The organism is Psychrobacillus sp. FSL H8-0483, assembly GCF_038637725.1.
Classification (GTDB): Bacteria; Bacillota; Bacilli; order Bacillales_A; family Planococcaceae; genus Psychrobacillus.
The window spans coordinates 3,290,218-3,307,491 of the sequence record NZ_CP152052.1 but is presented as its reverse complement, the minus strand read 5'-3'; the positions used below and the strand labels follow the sequence as shown (position 1 = coordinate 3,307,491).

The window sequence follows — 17,274 nt, the reverse complement described above, 5'->3', positions numbered from 1 at the left end:
AGCCTACAAAAATGATTAATATTTATGATGACATTAACAAGTTAGAAGCAAGCCTACGCCAAACAGACCAGTTTGCCAATGTAAAAGCAGCGGTCGAATCAGTAAAAGCTGATTCAGAAGCCCTAGCGCTATTTCAAAGCTTCCGTAAAATACAGTTATCCCTTCAAGAGAAGCAAATGAAGGGCGAAGAAATATCTGGTGAAGAGATAGAGTACGCACAAAAAACAGCTCAGCTTGCACAAAGTAATGAAAAAATCTTCCATATGCTTCAAGCAGAAATGGCATTAAGCCAATTAATTGAAGAAGTAAACCGAGTGTTAATTAAACCTGTTCAAGAATTATACGAAGGTATCTAACTTGAATGAAAGGGGCTGTCCAATAAGCCCATAAATTGAAGCAGGTGTAGAAAAACGAGTCTTGATCTGACCCAAAAAAGTTAGACATATATAGTTAAGCAACTTCTAAGACCTTAGTTCGGTACTCCACCGGGCTTAGGTCTTTTAATTTTTCCTTCATTCGTTTGTGATTGTAATAGTGAATATAGTCTTTGAGTTCCTGTTCAAAATGTGCCATGGATTCAAACTCTTGTAGATACAGGAGTTCAGATTTTAATAAGCCAAAGAAATTTTCAATGACTGCGTTGTCCAAACAATTGCCCTTACGGGACATACTCTGCATTATCCCATGTTGTTTTAATGTTTGTCGATACTTTTTCATTTGATAGTGCCAACCTTGATCCGAATGAAGAATGACTTGATCACTTGATTGAAGGCGCTCCAATGCTTGTTCTAGCATATCATGGACTAGTTTGTACACTGGACGACTCATTACTGTGTATGCAATGATTTCGCCATTGCATAAATCAAGGACGGGTGATAAATAGCGTTTCTCACCAAATAGATGGAACTCTGTCACGTCTGTTACCCATTTCTCGTTCATTTTTTTCGCTGTAAAATCGCGTTGCAACATGTTTGGGGCAATTTTTCCGACGTTTCCTTTATACGAACGGTATTTCTTCATGCGGACTTCACATTTTATGCCAATGGCATTCATCAAATAATTAATCGTTTTAGGATCATAATGAAAGCCGTATTTTTTCAGTTCTTTGGCAATCCTACGATAACCATAACGTCCCTTATGTTCAAGATAAATGGACTGAATTGCGACTTTCACTTCAGCGTATTTATCAGTACGATTCAAACGCTTTTCCCAGTAATAATACGTACTACGTGGAATATCAGCGACTTTGATTAATTCCACTACTTCATAGATTTCCTTTAGTTCATAAATTACTTGCGCTTTGATTTGATTGGTAATTTTTCTTGCATTTGAACTAAAGTATTCAACTTTTTTAAGTACGCATTCTCCATTTCTAATTGTTTAATACGTACCTCTAATGCCTCAACAGATCCTTCAATTGGTGTTGGTTTCGTTGTTCTTTTTGTTTCTTTTTTCATGGATGGACGCCCCTTTTTCTTAGAAACAAGGGCATCATAACCACCAACCTCAAACTTCATTTTCCAATTCCGAATCATGCCAGGAGATGAAATATTAAATAATGCAGCTGTATTAATCGAAGATGTACCTGTCTCGTTCATATAATTAAGTACATTCATTTTATAGTCAGCTGAATATTTTGTATAGGACTTTAAGAAAGTCTCTACACCATTTTTTTGATAACGGCGAACCCATTCATTTACAACCCGATCTGTCACTCCGATATCTTTTGCGATTTCAATCATAGATTCATTTCCATATAAGTATCGTTGAACTGCTTGAATACGTTGTTCAGCCCTTACTTTTGCCATAAAAAACCCCCGTAAAAGTTAGATTGGTGTCTAACTTTTACGGGGCAGTTCATCTTTTTCTACACCTGTTTTTTGTATACTTTTTATTAAACTACTATTTTTTGTAGGCAATTGATTGTAGTGGAAGACGGCGACTCCAGCGGGAATAGCATGAGCTGAAGGCCCCGCAGGAGCGAAAGCGACGAGGAGACTGAAGCCATGTCCGCGGAAACCGTCCGTCTGGAACGGAAATCAAATACATTGGAAAAGGGACCATCTCTCAGTCACTATATGACTTTAGGGACAGCCCTTTTTTGTATTGCAGAAGAATTTCTTCTTTCTAGCAGGAATAAAATTATAAGAAGGCGAATTTATTAATAATGAATGATCATTCACTTATAAAGGGGAAATCGTGATGTATGAAACTTTACTAGTAAAAAAAGAGGGAAGAATTGCAACTTTATCGTTAAATCGACCAGAAACAATGAATGCTATGAATGAAGTAATGATGAGAGAGCTAGCGGAGAGTTTAGAGTCATTAAAAGAAGATCTATCTATTCAAGTGGTAATTCTAAAGGGAGAGGGGCATGCCTTTTCAGCAGGTGGAGATATAAAATCAATGATAGATACGGAGAATCAACTCAATATCGAGGACGCTATGGTTTATTTATCTCGTGTTGCTACAACATTATATACATTACCTCAAATTACAATTGCTTCTGTTCACGGAGCAGCTGCCGGGCTTGGATTTAGTATGGTACTGGGATGCGATATTATTATTACAGAAGAAAACAGTAAGCTTGCGATGAATTTCATTGGAATTGGTCTTGTTCCCGATGGTGGAGGACATTTCTTCCTAAAAGAAAGAGTTGGAATTCCAAAAGCAAAGGAGCTTATGTGGAGCGGCAAGCTATTTACAGGAAAAGAAGCACTAAAAATAGGTCTAGTGGATGAGGTAGCGTCAGATGGATTAGGCCAAGCAACAGCGGAATCCTATGCTCAAAAGCTTCTGCAATCACCACTTGCTGCAATGATCGCTTCCAAAGAAATATTACATGCATCTAAACTACGAGACCTAGAATTAATTTTAGAAAAAGAAGCAAAAATGCAAAGTGCAATGCGTCAAACAGCAGATCATATAGAAGGAATTAATGCATTCGTAGAAAAGCGTACACCTGTATTTAAAGGAGTGTAACCATTATGGAGTTAAAAATAGGGGAAACTTTTACTTGGAAACGAACGTTTAGCGAAGGTGAGGTCATACAGTTTGCAGAGATATCTGGAGACAAAGGAAAACATCATATGGTACGAGATGATCAAGGTAGGTTGATGGTTCACGGGTTATTAACTGCAAGCATTGGGACAAAAATTGGTGGAGATTTAAACTATATTGCGAGAGAATTGGTGAGCGAGTTTCTACGTCCAGTTTTCACGGGTGATACGATTACCTGCGAGCTGTCTATTACCGATGTAGTCCAATCAGAGGGATTTAAAAAGATAGAAATCAAATCTACTTATAGCAATCAGCATGGTAAAGAAGTGTTGATTGGAACAAGCCACGGGATTATAAGGGAATAATGTAGCGGGAGTTGAAGGGGGTGACCTTCGACTCTTTTTAATTTGAATGAGAGTAACAATTGCATCCGAGCGCCAAAAACTCCTATACAATCATTTAGCCCTGAAAGCTTTTAAATACAGAAAACCTACAAGAAAGATACGATTACCTTAACGATGAAGGATTCCAAGCATATGGGGAGGTTGTTAGAGGGCCAGTAAAGGAATTATTGAAGAAATCCGTAGCGTCCAGTTAGGTGTTGGTTTGGAATAAAGATGGATTAAAATACAGCTACAAATGCTGATCCTAATAGAAAATCATAGCCCCTATTTTGAACAAAGATTGATCAAAAAGGGGCTATTTTTCATACCTGTGTAGGGCTTTTTGTAATAAAGATTGATTATTTCGGAAAGCGAATATTTAACTAAAGCCTCCGTTAGTTGAAGTGAAATTTTTCACAATATTTCAGTGGAAAATAGAAATTCTCATTTATTACTACTTCACAAAAAACGCGATAATACCTATAACAATACACAGAATCCCACTCAAAAATTGCCCTAATCCTGAAGCTTCTCCCATTAGAAGTAAATTGAATATGTTTTTACTTTTTTGTTTTTTTCCAAATAAGCCATCATCTGTTTTCATACGATAAATACCCCAAACTATTAAAACAGCCCCTAAAATAAATAATATAATAAGCATTTATGTTCCTCCGTTGTTTTTTTTATATGTGCATCTTTATGAAATGTATTATTTGTCATCCTCATCAAAAATAAAAGTTTCTTCAATTGATAAATTAAAGACTGAAGCTATTTTATACGCAAGTAGCACAGATGGATTATACTTTTGTTTTTCTAATGAGATGATTGTTCTAGAAGATACACTTACTTTATCAGCTAATTCTTGTTGCGTTATCCCATATTCTATTCGCAATTCTTTCACTCTATTTTCCATAAATCCTCCTGATTAAAGGAAATGATTGTAATACTTTCTAGACCCAAATTCAATAATTATTAAAGATATTAAGACAACAAATAATGCAGTATTTGTTGGGATTACCACAAAATTAGTTAAAAACATAAGAATTAAAATTTCGGATATCAGAATATGCAAGGAAAAGCGAGCAACTTTTCCATCAATTAAAGCATCTCTTTCGTCATATTCCTTTGCTAATTCCTTTTCTAATGATTTATTCTTTCGGGTTGTAATGTTAGAAATTGTTGAGTACAACAAAATTATTCCACCTAGGAATACTATGATATAGCCAAAATTAAATCCTACTGAAGTATCGAGAATTATTTGAATGATTCCCATTATAATTATCAAGGTTGAGACTAAAAAACGCTGTATGAATAGATTTTTCAAACATTCCTCTCCTAACCAGCTTATTCTTCTTTAGTGAAGTTTACTTCATGTGAAGTTAATTTCACATTAACATTTTTCAAAACAAATTTCAATCAGTAAATAATGGTTCTTCAAATGACGAAATATTTCATCGTTTGAACGATTTTAGTTTTAATAGTGTTCAACTAAACTGCTTCTTTAGTTGAACAAGAAAAAAGAGCTGCCTAAGCAGCTCAACGATCTTTCACTAAAGCACCTCGTTAGTTTAATAAGAACAGAGAAGCTTATTAAACAATCGCTCCCGATTATGGAACAAAATAAACCTTAATTTTCTTTCTGCCCTTCTAACATAAGTAGAGAATAAGTCCGAGATTTTTTATACAACAAAACGTCTTCTTTATATTTAATATTACTTTTTCTGCTAGAACAAGCATTTTATATCTTCGTAAATGATTTAGTTTTTCCATTATTCTAAATATATTTCTTCTTGTTTAATTTGATCTATTCGTTTTTTTCCCCATTCATACATCATCTCAACGATAGGTAATAACGTCATCCCAAGTTCAGTCATTGAATATTCGACTTTCGGAGGAACTTCTGGAATCACTTCTCTATGAACAATTGCATCTTCTATCAGGTCACGTAATTGATTTGATAATATTTTATGGGATATTCCCGGGAAAAGCTTTTGAAGTTCGCTGAATCGATGTGTCCCTTCTACACCTAAATGCCACAAAATAACAACTTTCCATTTCCCGCTAATAATCGATAAGGTAAGTTCTTTTTCACAATGATAATCTTGATTTAATATTCTTTTTTGGATCTCTTTTCTTAATGTATCTGACATGGACATTTACTCCTTTACTTATAGTAGTAACCGTTTGGTAACCTCCGCACAAAAAAGTGCGTTCTTCACAATAGAGAAAACTGTAGGTAGAATGAAGTTAGTCTTAAAGACAAATCATTTCCGAGTAAAACAGCGTAATTAATTATACCTTCAGAACGGTTTTATCAAACTCACCTTACTCAAGTATTAATTTTTTTAGTTTAATACACTTTATTTCATCAATAATAAATCTATCTTATCTAAAGGAGCAAAAAATATGCAAACAATCACAGGGAAAGTGGCATTAATTACAGGAGCAGGGCGTGGAATTGGACGTGCAACAGCAATAGCTTTTGCGCAGGAAGGTATTCACGTAGGTCTTGTTGGACGTACGCTTGAAAATTTACAACAAGTTGCAGAGGAACTTAAACAATATGAAGTGAAGGTAGCAATCGCTGCAGCGAATGTAGCGGATTTAGATTCTATCACAGCAGCGGTTGAATCGATTCGTGGCGAGCTTGGTGCAATCGATATTTTAGTAAATAATGCCGGCATTTCAAAATTCGGTAGCTTCATGGACTTAACGCCTGAAGAATGGACAAATATTATCGATGTCAACGTAAAAGGTGTGTACTACACAACACGTGCGGTATTACCAGAAATGATGGAGCGCAACACAGGCGACATCATTAACATCTCATCAACAGCTGGTCAAAAAGGTGCACCAATTACAAGTGCATACTCGGCTTCAAAAGCTGCAGTTATTGGACTAAGTGAGTCATTAATGCTTGAAGTGCGTAAGAAAAATATTCGCGTTACAACGTTAACACCAAGTACAGTTGCGACCGATATGGCAGTTGAGCTAAACTTAACAGACGGTAATCCAGAAAAAGTAATGCAAGCAGAAGATTTAGCAGAATTAATGGTTGCGCAGCTAAAACTTCATCCACGTGTTGTATTAAAACATGCAGGCCTTTGGTCGACGAACCCTTAATAGAACTATTCGAAATATCAAGACGCTATCCGATGTATTTTGGATAGCGTTTTCCTTTTTTAGAATAAAAAGCTCTAATGGTGGTACTGCCAACCCATCTATCACATGAACGGCATCACGAGGAGCATTGGTATTAATGACATTTGTGTAGTAAGAAGAAAATTTTAAAAAAAAGTGTGTTTTTTGCAACCTATTACTCAATTAAACGGCCCGCTTGTTGAACACAAGTTAAACAACACTCTTCAACTAACCTGCTGCGTTAGTTCAATAAGAAAAAAGAGCTACCTAAGCAACCCCATGTTCTTTAACTAAAGCACTCGTTAGTTGAATAAGAAAACTTACAATACTTAACTCCAATGAAGAAAGAATTGTCCACTTTAAAAAATAATATATTTATTTATATTTCGGATCTAAAGGTTTTACCTAACTGGTTACCAAGACCAAAATAATGACGAAAATTATATATAAGTGGGCTCCATTTATTTGGGTCAATATGATTTTCTTCAATAATGATTTCCTTATGAGCATGTACATGTACAGCTTGTGTCTCAACAATTGCAAAACCAGGAGAATGATCAGGAATTCGAATGTTTTTCACCCTTGCCTCAATTTGAATTGGACACTCCATAATTCGAGTAGGTTTTACCGATTTAGACTCAGTAGGTGTTAATCTACTAATATCATATTTTTCTTTTTCATATGTAAATCCAATCTTTTTCTTATAATCTGGAACGGGATTTTTCCCTGTATAAGGGGCTAATTGTTCAACATTCTCCCATAATGAGGGACTCGGAACATTGATTACACATTCAGGATGTCGTTCTAAGTTTTCAATCGCTTTCCCGCCAAGTCCAATTCCCAATATAATACAATCTCCTAATGCCCATGACGATGACATTGGGCTGATATTAACGGTTCCATCCTCATTTAGCGAATTTAGTAAGATCACAGGAGTTCCGTAGTATAGAATTTTTGGTTTAATAATTTCAGTGTTTGAAACCTGTTTCATTTTTTTCCTCCTACTAATATGTTCTTCCTTATTTATTGTATAATATAAATATTTCGATTATCATCGAAATATGGATTACATTAGGGAGGAATTTTAATGAATGCAAATCCAAATGTAGCAATGATTGCTACTCTTGTGAGTGAAACTTCTCGTGCAGCAATATTAACAGTCTTATTAGATGGTAGATTCCATCCTGCAAGTGAATTAGCATATATGGCAGGAATCAAACCACAAACGGCTAGTTTCCATTTGACAAAAATGATCGATGCGAATGTAGTTACAGTTGAAAAACAAGGAAGACATCGATATTATGGAATTCGAAACCAAGAAGTTGCTCAAGTTATGGAGTCATTTTTATCAATAGCTCCACCAATTGAAATTAAATCATTAAAACAGGCTTCGGAAGATAAAGCGATGCGTTTTGCAAGAACATGTTATGATCATCTTGCAGGGAATTTAGGAGTACAATTAACAGATTCTTTAATTAAAATGGGTGTTATTTATGAAGAAAAGGACGGGTTTACTGTTACTGAAAAAGGAGAATCATTCTTTACAACTTTTCTAATTGATCTTGAAATGGTTAAGAAAAAGCGTCGTTCATTCACACACAAATGTTTAGATTGGAGTGAAAGACGTCACCATCTTGCGGGAGCATTAGGAAATGCCCTTCTAGAAAGATTATTAGAATTAAATTGGGTTCAACGTTTACCTAAAACAAGAGCAATAAAAATCACTTCTGACGGGAAAAAGGGACTAAAAGAAACATTTTCTTTTGATATTACAAACAACTAAGTTTTGAATATAAAACAGCCGATTTAGCCTTAAAGGGGTTGAAGTCGGCTGTTTTGTGTTGAAATTTTGCTTAACGTGGGGTTTTTCCGAAATGTGGTTGTACGGCTTATAGAAATATTAGAAGAATAGTTTATTCTTATTTGTAGTATTATAATAAATTTTGATCAAAAATATTGTATGAGCCTAAATTTTACGGCAAATCAAAATGGATTCTTTCTTTATCATTTCATATGTGGTTTTTATAAAAATTTGATCATTTTTGTGCTTTGTTATTAAGAGGGATGCAAATAAGTGAGTTAAGCCCTCGTAAAACTAGTAAAAGTGTCCGTTCAGAGGAAGTATTAATAAAGACCTTAAAAAACCGTATAAAGGCGCTAGAAGAAGAGAACAAACAAATTAAAAGGTCAAGTTCAAAAATTACATGGCAAGTTGTTTTAGCTTTTTCGGTTTTCTTACTTTTAAATAGAAATTCAATGAATAGGTAATGTTTTTAGTATTATTTAAAAATAAATTTATTTCCATATAGAGGTGGATTCTATGGCTAAAATTGACAATGTACTAGCGATTCTATGGATGCTTAGTTCAGGTGAAAAAATTACTGCGAAACAAATTTCAGAAAAGTTAGAGATGAATATAAGGACTGTGTATCGTTATATTGATACACTTTCAATAAGCGGTGTACCTATAATTTCAGACGCAGGACATAACGGTGGATACACTTTATTGAACAATTTTATTGAAGCTCCTCTTTTTTTTGATTTTGAGGAGCAAACCTCGCTATTTCACGCTGCTATTTTTGCAGAAGAAGCCGGGTATTATGGAGGTGAAGCACTAAATAGGGCTATTTCAAAGCTAAGAAAATATTCGAATCAAGAGCAGGAAACAAAGATAAATCAACATTTAACTAGTCTTGAAGTAATAAGTCGATTAAGTTCCCTCGCTATGGAACCTTTTTTGAAGAAGTTGGAGCAGGCCGTAGCTGACGGATACTCTGTAAAAGCTCTATACCATAAAAGTGCTGAAGGGCAATCAAAGTATAGATTGGTGGATCCGTACAGAATTATTTATTGGAATAATAAGTGGTATGTGATTGGATTTTGTCATCTTAGGAATGATATCCGTAGTTTTAGAGTAGATCGAATGGAAAGTCTAATGTTAACCGAAAATAAGTTTAACCGACCAGAAAATTTTTCAGCGCGTGACTTTTTTATGAAAAACCTTGTTCCAACTATAGAAGATAAGGAAGGGATTATTTCTTTGGTTATTAATGGAGATAAAAGGGCATTGAGTGATATTTGCCAACATTGGTTTTTAGGAAATTATTTACAAGAGTGGACTTCAAATCAAGCAGTATTTCTTCTTGAGAAAGATATAATACATACATATGTACCTTATTTACTTTTACCGTACGGTAAATCTATTCGAGTTATTGAGCCAATCAGTCTTAAGAAAAGAATGATTGAAGTTTTGTCGGAATTAATAAAATTTCATCAAATTTGATAACTTCCCTGACGCTAGGTGTCAGGGAAGTTATGTTATCTTTGTCTATATTAAATGTGATTGGAGTGTTATTGAATGCAAACAAAAAAAGTTTTTCTTTATGTATTTAATACAATGTCGGACTGGGAATATGGATATTTAATTGCGGAACTAAACTCAGGAAGATATTTCAAAAAAGATTTAGCACCTTTAAAAGTAATTACAGTAGGAGCTAATAAAGAAATTATTACTACAATGGGAGGACTGAGCATAAAACCAGATATTTCCCTTGATGAGTGTACTCTTGAGAGTACGGATCTTATAATTTTACCTGGAGGGAATACTTGGGGAGAAGATATTCATCAACCTATTTTGAAAAAAATTGGCGAGGCTTTAAAGCTTGGCACTATTGTTGCTGCAATTTGTGGTGCAACTGAGGGACTAGCGAATGTTGGATACCTAGATTCTAGAAAGCATACAAGCAATGACTTAGAGTATATTAAAATGGTCTGTCCTAATTATAAAGGAGAAAAATTTTATGAGATGGAACCTGTAGTATCTGGCGAGAATTTGGTTACTGCATCAGGAGTAGCTCCTCTGGAATTTGCGATGGAAGTAATGAAAAAATTAGATGTATTTGCACCAGATACATTGCATTCATGGTATAACCTAAATAAGACTCATAAACCCGAATATTTTTTCCAGTTAATGGACTCAATAAGTAGATGAGCTAAAAAAATCAACTTAGCAGTTTAATATTAGTTCAAATAATTACCATGCTTTAGACGATGTCTAAAGCATGGTTTTTGTATATAACTTAAAATAAAGACCTTAAAAAGCAGTATAAATGCAACTTGATCTTTCATTCTTTTTACCTGTTTTTCATAAAATAAGTAATTTAATTATGCCGACTTTGAAGACACGTAGTCAAAGCAAAGAGGTTGCTGTCATAATGTTTTTTTCACTTTACTCTTGATATATGAACTGCTTCACCACAGAATATGCAAGAAAATTACGTTCTTCCATGGTAGTTTAATAAGAAAAGAGACGCTTATTAAACAGTCGCGCCCGTTTATTGAACAAGCAGGTTACAAATCGCAACTGTCATCCGTATTATTCCTCTTCTTTTTATCACCAAAATACTTCCAAAGATGGTATGTCGACCAGAATAAAGCTGTACCTATAAGTATTGAAAATGGTAAAACGTAAGTTTTTTCAAGAATATAATCAGGGGTAAAAACAGCGTACAAGACCAAAATAATTATAGCTGGAATCAAAAGAATCCAATAACGTTTGTCTTTAAAAGTGTTAAAACTCCACATACAATCCCACCCCCTGTACCAACATGTGATTTTCAAACTAAAGATATCCATTTATTAAACAAAATGGCCCGATTGTTGAACACAAGTTAAACAACACTCTTCAACTAACCTGCGGCTTTAGTTGAACAAAAAAAAGAGCTGTATTATCCAACTCTATATTTCACTAAAGCACCCGTTAGCCATCCATGCAGCACAAAATCAGTGCTGCACCACAGAGAATGAAAATGTTTAGGAAGTGTCAATACTGATACTGACCTTAATCCAGTCTACCGTAATCCATAGACTTATTTATGCTCTCCTCTTTTTTTTACGATTAAGTAGGGGTCTTCTTAAGTATTGTCATTTTTCTTTTCTTGAAGAAACTAATTTTCATGGTAGTTTAAGAAGAAAAGTGAAGCATAATCAACAAACGAGTGCAATTGTTGAATAAGCTTCACTTTTCTTCTGTTAAATGTCTTGAAAAAAATAACCATTTTTTTATTCTTCATTTTAAAAATTGGCTGCTAAAAAGCATATATTATTTTTGTTAGTATAATGAAAAAACACTATTAGTTAATGATTCTCAACCTCTTTTTATTCATTACAAGCATTAGATGGTTCGTCACCAAGTACTTTGGCAATTGTGTTCGAAATTCCCTGTGCCCCTAAACACATTTTATATGCTTCTTCATCAGATAATTCAATTTTAAGGTATATAGCTATTATAATTACGACTGATACTACTGCTAATAATATTTTCTTCATTTTCTTCACATAGATATCTCCTTCATATAAGAAATTATTTCCATAAAAAGCATAACAAAGATTTATTAAGCCGTAAATACAGTGATAGTCTTATAAAATATAAGACCTTAGCCGTAGCTCCCACGAAATTATTAGATATGTTCCATCTTCTAATTCCACACTATACTATTTTTTAGTAACCTGTCTTGTTAGTTTAAGTGTAACATTTCACAATTGATTGCCGAAATCTACTTGATGTTTTGGACGTAATAATAGACCATCGAAATGAACTGCCCCGTAAATGTTAGACACCAACTAACATTTACGGGGTGTTTTTATGTCTAAATATACAGTAGAAGTTAAATTACAAGCGGTGGAACGCTATTTAACTGGAAACGAAAGCTATCAAACTATTGCAGAAAGCATTGGCGTAGCTAAATCTCAAGTCATTACTTGGGTGAAATTATTTGAAGCACATGGTGAAAAAGGGTTTAAGAAAGGCTATACAAGCTACTCATCTGGGTTTAAACTAGACGTACTTAATTTTATGAACGAAACAGGTGCGTCTTTTCTAGAAACGGCAAGCAAATTTAATATTTCTTCTCCGAGTACTATTTATCAGTGGGAGGAGTTGCTTAAGACAAAAGGATTGGACGCGCTAAAAACAAAGAAAAAGAGGCGTCCATCCATGAAAAAGGAAACCAAATCGAATGACAAAAAAACAACTCCAGATGAAGGATCTATGGAAGCTCTACGAGCTGAAAATGAACGTTTGCGTATGGAGAATGCCTACTTAAAAAAGTTGAAAGCTTTAGTTCACGAACAAGAAAAATTACAAACAAAATCAAAGCGCAAGTAATTTTTGAACTAAAGAAACATTATGAAGTCGTGGATTTAGTTCAAGTCGCTGACATTCCACGCAGTACTTATTACTACTGGGAAAAACGATTGAATCAAGTAGATAAATATGAAACAGTAAAAGAAGCGATCAAGAACATTTATCACGAACATAAGGGTCGTTATGGCTACCGCCGCATCACGAAAGAACTGAAGAAATACGGATTTAGGTATGACCCGAAGACCATCAATCGCTTAATGAATGAAATCGGTTTAAAATGTGAGGTCCGTATAAAGAAGTATCGCTCTTATAAAGGAAACGTTGGGAAAATCGCTCCTAATGTATTACAACGTGATTTTAAGGCGGAGAAAATGAATCAAAAATGGGTAACAGACGTGACCGAATTCCATCTCTTTGGAGAAAAACGTTATCTGTCACCTGTTCTAGATTTATGTAACGGTGAAATTATCGCATATAAAGTCATGAATCGACCGGTCTATCAACTTGTAGGAGATATGTTAGACGAAGCTGTTCAGCGCCTCCAGCCAGGAGACGAAGTCATCCTTCATTCTGATCAAGGCTGGCATTATCAAATGAAAAAATATCAACAGACATTACAAGCACATCAAATTACGCAGAGTATGTCTCGTAAAGGGAACTGTTTAGATAACGCAGTCGTTGAAAATTTCTTTGGCCTATTAAAGTCTGAACTGCTTTATTTACAAGAGTTTGAGAGCATGGAGCATTTTGAAAAGGAATTAGAAGAATATATGGAGTATTATAATCACAAGCGAATGAAGGCAAAATTAAAAGACTTGAGCCCGGTAGAATACCGAACTCAGTTCTTAGAAGCAGCCTAAATTATTTGTCTAACTTTATTGGGTCAGTTCAAAATGATGGTCTTGTTTAACTAAAGCACCCGTTAGCCATCCATGCAGCACAAAATCAGTGCTGCACCACAGAGAATGAAAATGTTTAGGAAGTGTCATACTGATACTGACCTTAATCCAGTCTACCGTAATCCATAGACTTATTTATGCTCTCCTCTTTTTTTTTTTTTACGATTAAGTAGGGGTCTTCTTAAGTATTGTCATTTTTTGAAGAAACTAATTTTCATGGTAGTTGAATAAGAACCTAATTACCAATCTGGTCCATCATCAATATCAATCAGTTTAAGATTAAATGCATTAGAATCTAAATTATTCTTTTTAACTTTCTCATAGAAAATTGATTTTACCTCTTCTTGTCTGTTCAGTGGCATCTACTTTCTTCCTTTAAGAATCTAAGTTTTATTCCATAATAGTGCCCAATAGTTGAACAAGGAAATCATTTTAAAAGATATTATTCTAATAAATGTGCTTCAATTAAATCTATTCTCGTACCGCCAATTAATCTCTATTATTTATTCTTTATTTCTTTTCTGTAGTAAAAATAATGCTAGACCGATTAAGATGAGTACGATACCCATACCTTGTTGTAAAGAAATGACTTCATCCAAAATGAAATACGCGAGTATACAAGTTCCAATTGTCTCTCCTAATATACTCATTGAAATAATGGAAGTACTTAGCCATTTCAACAACCAATTGAAAATTGTTTGCCCTAAAACTGTTGCAATAAACGCTAATCCAATAAAGGACCACCATGTTTGTACAGAATAATTAAAGAAGGGTGTTTGCTGACAGAAAGCAAAAATACCTAAAAGTAATGTACTGCTCCCGTAACTAATAACTGAATATGGGATAAGAGATAGCCTTTTACGAACATGCTGACCAATGAAGAAGTAAGCTGTTATGATGCCTGCCGCAATAAGAGCAAGTATATCGCCAAATAATGCTAGTCCACTAATTTGAAAATCTTGCCATCCAATGACAATACTTCCGGCAATCGCTACGAGAAAACCCATTATAGCCCCTTTACTGAAACGCTCTTTGAATAAAAAATAGCCGCCAATCATCGAAAATAGTGGTTGTAATGTGACGATAACCGTCGAACTTGCAACAGATGTGTAATTTAATGATTCAAACCACAATACATAGTGTGCTGCTAGAAATACGCCTGATAATAATCCGAGTCCCCATTGTTTTTTGGATAACGAATGTAATTCTTGTCGGTTCTTTTTATTAACTAATAAAAATGGAAAAAGTATTACAGTTGCAAAAAGCATCCGATAAAATGCTGTAATTGTAGCAGGTGCATCAGCTAATTTCACAAAGATAGCTGAAGTTGATAATGCAAATACGCCAAAAAATAAGAGTGCGTAAGAAATATGAGGGGATTTCAATTCTGGTCCTCCTAGATAATTATTTACAATAATAAAATAAATTTATTATAATGTACAAAAGTAAGTATAAAATATTTATGTAATTGAAAAAAGTATTATTTCGCTATGTTTAATATGTCAGCACAAAATGAGTTAAACATACATTATTGTAGAAAGGGGTTTTACTATGAACGATCATCGTCTCGGGCAAACCGTATTAAATTATCGTAAAAAGAGTGGTATGACAATTCGTGAGTTCGCTGATTATGCTGGGATTAGCACTTCACTTATTAGCCAAATAGAAAGAGGACAAGCAAATCCATCGTTAAGTGTACTAAAGCTGATTGCACAGGCATTAAATGTACCACTCTTTACCCTCTTCATTAATGAAATTGATACGGATTCGCTCATTTCGAGAAAACATGAACGAAAGAAAGTATATCGTGAGAATAGTGACCATATTGTCTTTGATGTGTTAACACCAGACTTCATGAAAGCACATATTGAACTCTTATTAATGGATTTAAATGCACACGCAAGCACTACGGAAAGTCACTATTCACACGATAACCAAGAAGAAATTGCTGTCGTCATGAAAGGACAAGCGTATGTCGAACTGGAAGGCACCGAATACTTTTTAAATGAAGGAGATGTCGTACGCATTCCACCAAATGTTAAACACCGATTTTTGAACAAAAGTGATGAATCGAATCATATTTTATTCGTACTAACTCCATCATTAGTTTAAATAGCCCCTCCCCATGTAAATATTAAAGAAAGAGTGACTTCAACCACTAAAAAGGGGACCGCCCAAAAATCGATCAAATATCGACTTTTGGAACAGCCCCGTAAAACGGTTCGATTTTATTTCAAACCTATGTTCACAACCTCTTCTAAACTTTAACATAGATATTCAATTTTCTTTAAAGGCGTTATTCAACAATCTGGCCCGATTGTTGAATAACATGACCGGCGATATCACAACTAGTATCCGAATTTTACAGCATTTCTTCTTCAACTAAACTGCTCCGTTAGTTTAAGTACATTTCTTCACAATCTTTAAAGCGATGTTAACATAAATATTCAATAAAAATCATCTCACCTCTATAAGTTTCTTTTAGAGGTGAGATGATTTTAATCAAATTTTATTATAATTAATCAGACTTTTTCACAAAGCTCATTAGGTGAAATCAACTATTGGAACTGGCATGAAAAATAATAAAAGGTACATAACCAACTAATGGTTAATGCACCTTTCCTATTTACACGTGGAATAATACTAGTTTACCGGAGCTATTTACTAAACGATGTGTTGTTTCTGCTAAGCCTTTTTCTTCGACAGCAGCTTCCCCTTTTTTCTTCGCTTCGTCGTCATTTTCGAAACTCCAAGTCTCTTCCACAATCAATTTTCCAGTTGGTTCAAATGCAGTAAATTTATACATTTTCAAGAATGAACACCCCTTTATTATTCTTAAATATATATTATACACGAAAAATTTTGAAAATAATATGTGGAGTAAGCTTGACATAGTAGGTGAGTGTAAAGTACACTTTACGTAAAGTTACCTTTACAAAGATGGGGTGATTAGGTATGAAGAATTTCGTTCGAGACAGAAGAATGGCATTGGGAATGACACAGGATGAACTATCAGAGAAGCTGGATGTATCAAGGCAGACGATTATTTCATTGGAAAAAGGAAAGTACAATCCATCCATAAATTTGGCCTTTAAAATTTCTAGACTGTTCCAATGTACGATTGAACAATTGTTTATTTATGAGGAGGATGAAAAGAATGTATGAAAAATTTGATTTGCTTACATTTTTAAGCGGTTTGCCTTTAGCGATTGTCTTAATGTCTATTGTTTTCTTAATTATGTGGAAAATTGGAAAGAAAAAGAGATGGTTTGACGAGCGTTATAAAAAAGTTCATGAAAAAGCACGATCCTTTTCCTGGAAAGCGACGACTGTTGCCATCCTAATTGTGTGGATGATTGTCATAGTAATGGAAGGGCCTGGACTGACCTTTTTCTTACTAACAGGGATATGGCTAGTTCATATGGTTTCCTATTCAATAGGAGCTTTTATTGCTAATCAAGATAACTAAATAAGGAGTGTTATAAAGTGAAAAATAATACTAAATGGGCACTAATTGTTTCATTGTTTGTATTAATTGGATTTCCAATATTTTTTCTTTTACTCTCTTTGATAACGGATCAATGGAAGTACCTTCTATTTAGTATTCCTCCTTCTCTGTCCGCGGGATTAACTGGAATAATGCTAACGCTTCGGGAATTAAAAATAGAACGTAAAAGCGCATAATTATAAAGCGGGGGGCTGTACA

General features: G+C 34.4%; 23 protein-coding genes and 2 pseudogenes. 14 read left to right on the top strand and 11 right to left on the bottom strand.

Features of this window, described 5'->3' with window-relative positions; all coding sequences use genetic code 11:
• Positions 1–11: 11 nt before the first annotated feature.
• Positions 12–356 carry a YlbF family regulator gene (locus MHB48_RS16060; protein ID WP_342598936.1) on the top strand — a complete coding sequence of 115 codons (345 nt, stop codon included), beginning with the start codon at positions 12–14 and terminating at the stop codon, positions 354–356.
• 94 nt (positions 357–450) lie between these two features.
• Here MHB48_RS16060 and MHB48_RS16055 read toward each other — a convergent pair.
• A protein-coding gene (locus tag MHB48_RS16055) for an IS3 family transposase (RefSeq protein ID WP_342598154.1) occupies positions 451–1,808 on the bottom strand; the annotation gives its coding sequence in 2 pieces (ribosomal slippage) (positions 451–1,355 and positions 1,355–1,808; 1,359 coding nt in all).
• Positions 1,809–2,202: 394 nt separating this feature from the next.
• On the opposite strand from MHB48_RS16055, the gene MHB48_RS16050 reads away from it, so the two are divergent.
• From MHB48_RS16050 to MHB48_RS16040, 3 genes and pseudogenes are all read left to right on the top strand, one after another.
• Positions 2,203–2,982: an enoyl-CoA hydratase gene (locus MHB48_RS16050; protein WP_342598935.1), complete on the top strand. Its 780-nt coding sequence runs from the start codon at positions 2,203–2,205 to the stop codon at positions 2,980–2,982.
• A gap of 5 nt (positions 2,983–2,987) precedes the next feature.
• Positions 2,988–3,365, top strand: coding sequence for a MaoC family dehydratase N-terminal domain-containing protein (locus MHB48_RS16045; protein ID WP_342598934.1), 378 nt, complete (start codon positions 2,988–2,990; stop codon positions 3,363–3,365).
• A 131-nt stretch (positions 3,366–3,496) separates the two neighbouring features.
• Positions 3,497–3,598 (top strand): annotated as a pseudogene (locus MHB48_RS16040) (hypothetical protein); the annotation flags it as partial.
• 239 nt (positions 3,599–3,837) lie between these two features.
• Here MHB48_RS16040 and MHB48_RS16035 read toward each other — a convergent pair.
• The 4 genes from MHB48_RS16035 to MHB48_RS16020 all read right to left on the bottom strand — a co-directional run bounded on the left by MHB48_RS16035 (position 3,838) and on the right by MHB48_RS16020 (position 5,533).
• Positions 3,838–4,044 (bottom strand): hypothetical protein, encoded by a 207-nt coding sequence (locus MHB48_RS16035; protein ID WP_342598933.1) that lies wholly within the window; start codon positions 4,042–4,044, stop codon positions 3,838–3,840.
• A gap of 48 nt (positions 4,045–4,092) precedes the next feature.
• Complete coding sequence (locus MHB48_RS16030) at positions 4,093–4,296, bottom strand: helix-turn-helix transcriptional regulator (protein WP_340923108.1); 204 nt, start codon at positions 4,294–4,296, stop codon at positions 4,093–4,095.
• 12 nt (positions 4,297–4,308) lie between these two features.
• Entirely contained in the window at positions 4,309–4,707 is a 399-nt protein-coding gene (locus MHB48_RS16025) for a hypothetical protein (RefSeq protein ID WP_342598932.1), read from the bottom strand.
• A gap of 445 nt (positions 4,708–5,152) precedes the next feature.
• Positions 5,153–5,533, bottom strand: coding sequence for a helix-turn-helix domain-containing protein (locus tag MHB48_RS16020; protein WP_342598931.1), 381 nt, complete (start codon positions 5,531–5,533; stop codon positions 5,153–5,155).
• Positions 5,534–5,789: 256 nt separating this feature from the next.
• Between MHB48_RS16020 and MHB48_RS16015 the strand changes: the two genes are divergently transcribed.
• The gene (locus MHB48_RS16015) at positions 5,790–6,506 is read left to right on the top strand and encodes a 3-ketoacyl-ACP reductase (RefSeq protein ID WP_342598930.1); all 717 of its coding nucleotides are present in this window, start codon (positions 5,790–5,792) and stop codon (positions 6,504–6,506) included.
• Between the two features lie 397 nt (positions 6,507–6,903).
• Here the strand turns inward: MHB48_RS16015 and MHB48_RS16010 are convergent, their stop codons facing one another.
• Positions 6,904–7,515, bottom strand: a complete 612-nt coding sequence (locus MHB48_RS16010) for a flavin reductase family protein (protein WP_342598929.1) — start codon at positions 7,513–7,515, stop codon at positions 6,904–6,906.
• A gap of 96 nt (positions 7,516–7,611) precedes the next feature.
• On the opposite strand from MHB48_RS16010, the gene MHB48_RS16005 reads away from it, so the two are divergent.
• From MHB48_RS16005 to MHB48_RS15990, 4 genes and pseudogenes are all read left to right on the top strand, one after another.
• Positions 7,612–8,307: a helix-turn-helix domain-containing protein gene (locus MHB48_RS16005; protein ID WP_342598928.1), complete on the top strand. Its 696-nt coding sequence runs from the start codon at positions 7,612–7,614 to the stop codon at positions 8,305–8,307.
• Positions 8,308–8,624: 317 nt separating this feature from the next.
• Positions 8,625–8,745, top strand: a pseudogene (locus MHB48_RS16000) (DUF6262 family protein); the annotation flags it as partial.
• A 99-nt stretch (positions 8,746–8,844) separates the two neighbouring features.
• A complete protein-coding gene (locus MHB48_RS15995) occupies positions 8,845–9,807 on the top strand; it encodes a YafY family protein (RefSeq protein WP_342598927.1) in 963 nt (320 codons plus the stop codon).
• A 75-nt stretch (positions 9,808–9,882) separates the two neighbouring features.
• Complete coding sequence (locus MHB48_RS15990) at positions 9,883–10,515, top strand: type 1 glutamine amidotransferase family protein (protein ID WP_211893775.1); 633 nt, start codon at positions 9,883–9,885, stop codon at positions 10,513–10,515.
• A gap of 359 nt (positions 10,516–10,874) precedes the next feature.
• Here MHB48_RS15990 and MHB48_RS15985 read toward each other — a convergent pair whose 3' ends face one another.
• Together MHB48_RS15985 and MHB48_RS15980 are read right to left on the bottom strand one after the other, a co-directional pair.
• On the bottom strand, positions 10,875–11,108 hold the full coding sequence (locus MHB48_RS15985) for a permease (protein WP_342598926.1): 234 nt from the start codon (positions 11,106–11,108) through the stop codon (positions 10,875–10,877).
• Between the two features lie 573 nt (positions 11,109–11,681).
• Entirely contained in the window at positions 11,682–11,861 is a 180-nt protein-coding gene (locus tag MHB48_RS15980; RefSeq protein WP_342598925.1) for a hypothetical protein, read from the bottom strand.
• A 307-nt stretch (positions 11,862–12,168) separates the two neighbouring features.
• Between MHB48_RS15980 and MHB48_RS15975 the strand changes: the two genes are divergently transcribed.
• Positions 12,169–13,529 (top strand): IS3 family transposase gene (locus MHB48_RS15975; protein WP_342598924.1). Its coding sequence is split into 2 segments (ribosomal slippage): positions 12,169–12,625 and positions 12,625–13,529, totalling 1,362 coding nucleotides; the frame shifts between segments, so codons are not numbered across the junction.
• Between the two features lie 278 nt (positions 13,530–13,807).
• Here MHB48_RS15975 and MHB48_RS15970 read toward each other — a convergent pair.
• The gene (locus tag MHB48_RS15970; protein ID WP_342598923.1) at positions 13,808–13,930 is read right to left on the bottom strand and encodes a hypothetical protein; all 123 of its coding nucleotides are present in this window, start codon (positions 13,928–13,930) and stop codon (positions 13,808–13,810) included.
• 141 nt (positions 13,931–14,071) lie between these two features.
• Positions 14,072–14,953 (bottom strand): DMT family transporter, encoded by an 882-nt coding sequence (locus MHB48_RS15965; RefSeq protein ID WP_342598922.1) that lies wholly within the window; start codon positions 14,951–14,953, stop codon positions 14,072–14,074.
• A gap of 166 nt (positions 14,954–15,119) precedes the next feature.
• Between MHB48_RS15965 and MHB48_RS15960 the strand changes: the two genes are divergently transcribed.
• Entirely contained in the window at positions 15,120–15,680 is a 561-nt protein-coding gene (locus tag MHB48_RS15960; RefSeq protein WP_342598921.1) for an XRE family transcriptional regulator, read from the top strand.
• A gap of 514 nt (positions 15,681–16,194) precedes the next feature.
• Here the strand turns inward: MHB48_RS15960 and MHB48_RS15955 are convergent.
• Complete coding sequence (locus MHB48_RS15955) at positions 16,195–16,380, bottom strand: YhzD family protein (protein WP_340923098.1); 186 nt, start codon at positions 16,378–16,380, stop codon at positions 16,195–16,197.
• A 143-nt stretch (positions 16,381–16,523) separates the two neighbouring features.
• Here MHB48_RS15955 and MHB48_RS15950 point away from each other — a divergent pair, with 143 nt between their 5' ends.
• From MHB48_RS15950 to MHB48_RS15940, 3 genes are read left to right on the top strand one after another with little or no spacing between them, the layout of a single operon-like run.
• Entirely contained in the window at positions 16,524–16,733 is a 210-nt protein-coding gene (locus MHB48_RS15950; RefSeq protein WP_340923096.1) for a helix-turn-helix transcriptional regulator, read from the top strand.
• Positions 16,726–17,037, top strand: a complete 312-nt coding sequence (locus tag MHB48_RS15945) for a hypothetical protein (protein WP_342598920.1) — start codon at positions 16,726–16,728, stop codon at positions 17,035–17,037. Before MHB48_RS15950 ends, MHB48_RS15945 begins: the two co-directional genes overlap by 8 nt.
• Positions 17,038–17,054: 17 nt before the next feature.
• Positions 17,055–17,252, top strand: a complete 198-nt coding sequence (locus MHB48_RS15940; RefSeq protein ID WP_342598919.1) for a hypothetical protein — start codon at positions 17,055–17,057, stop codon at positions 17,250–17,252.
• Positions 17,253–17,274: the final 22 nt, after the last annotated feature.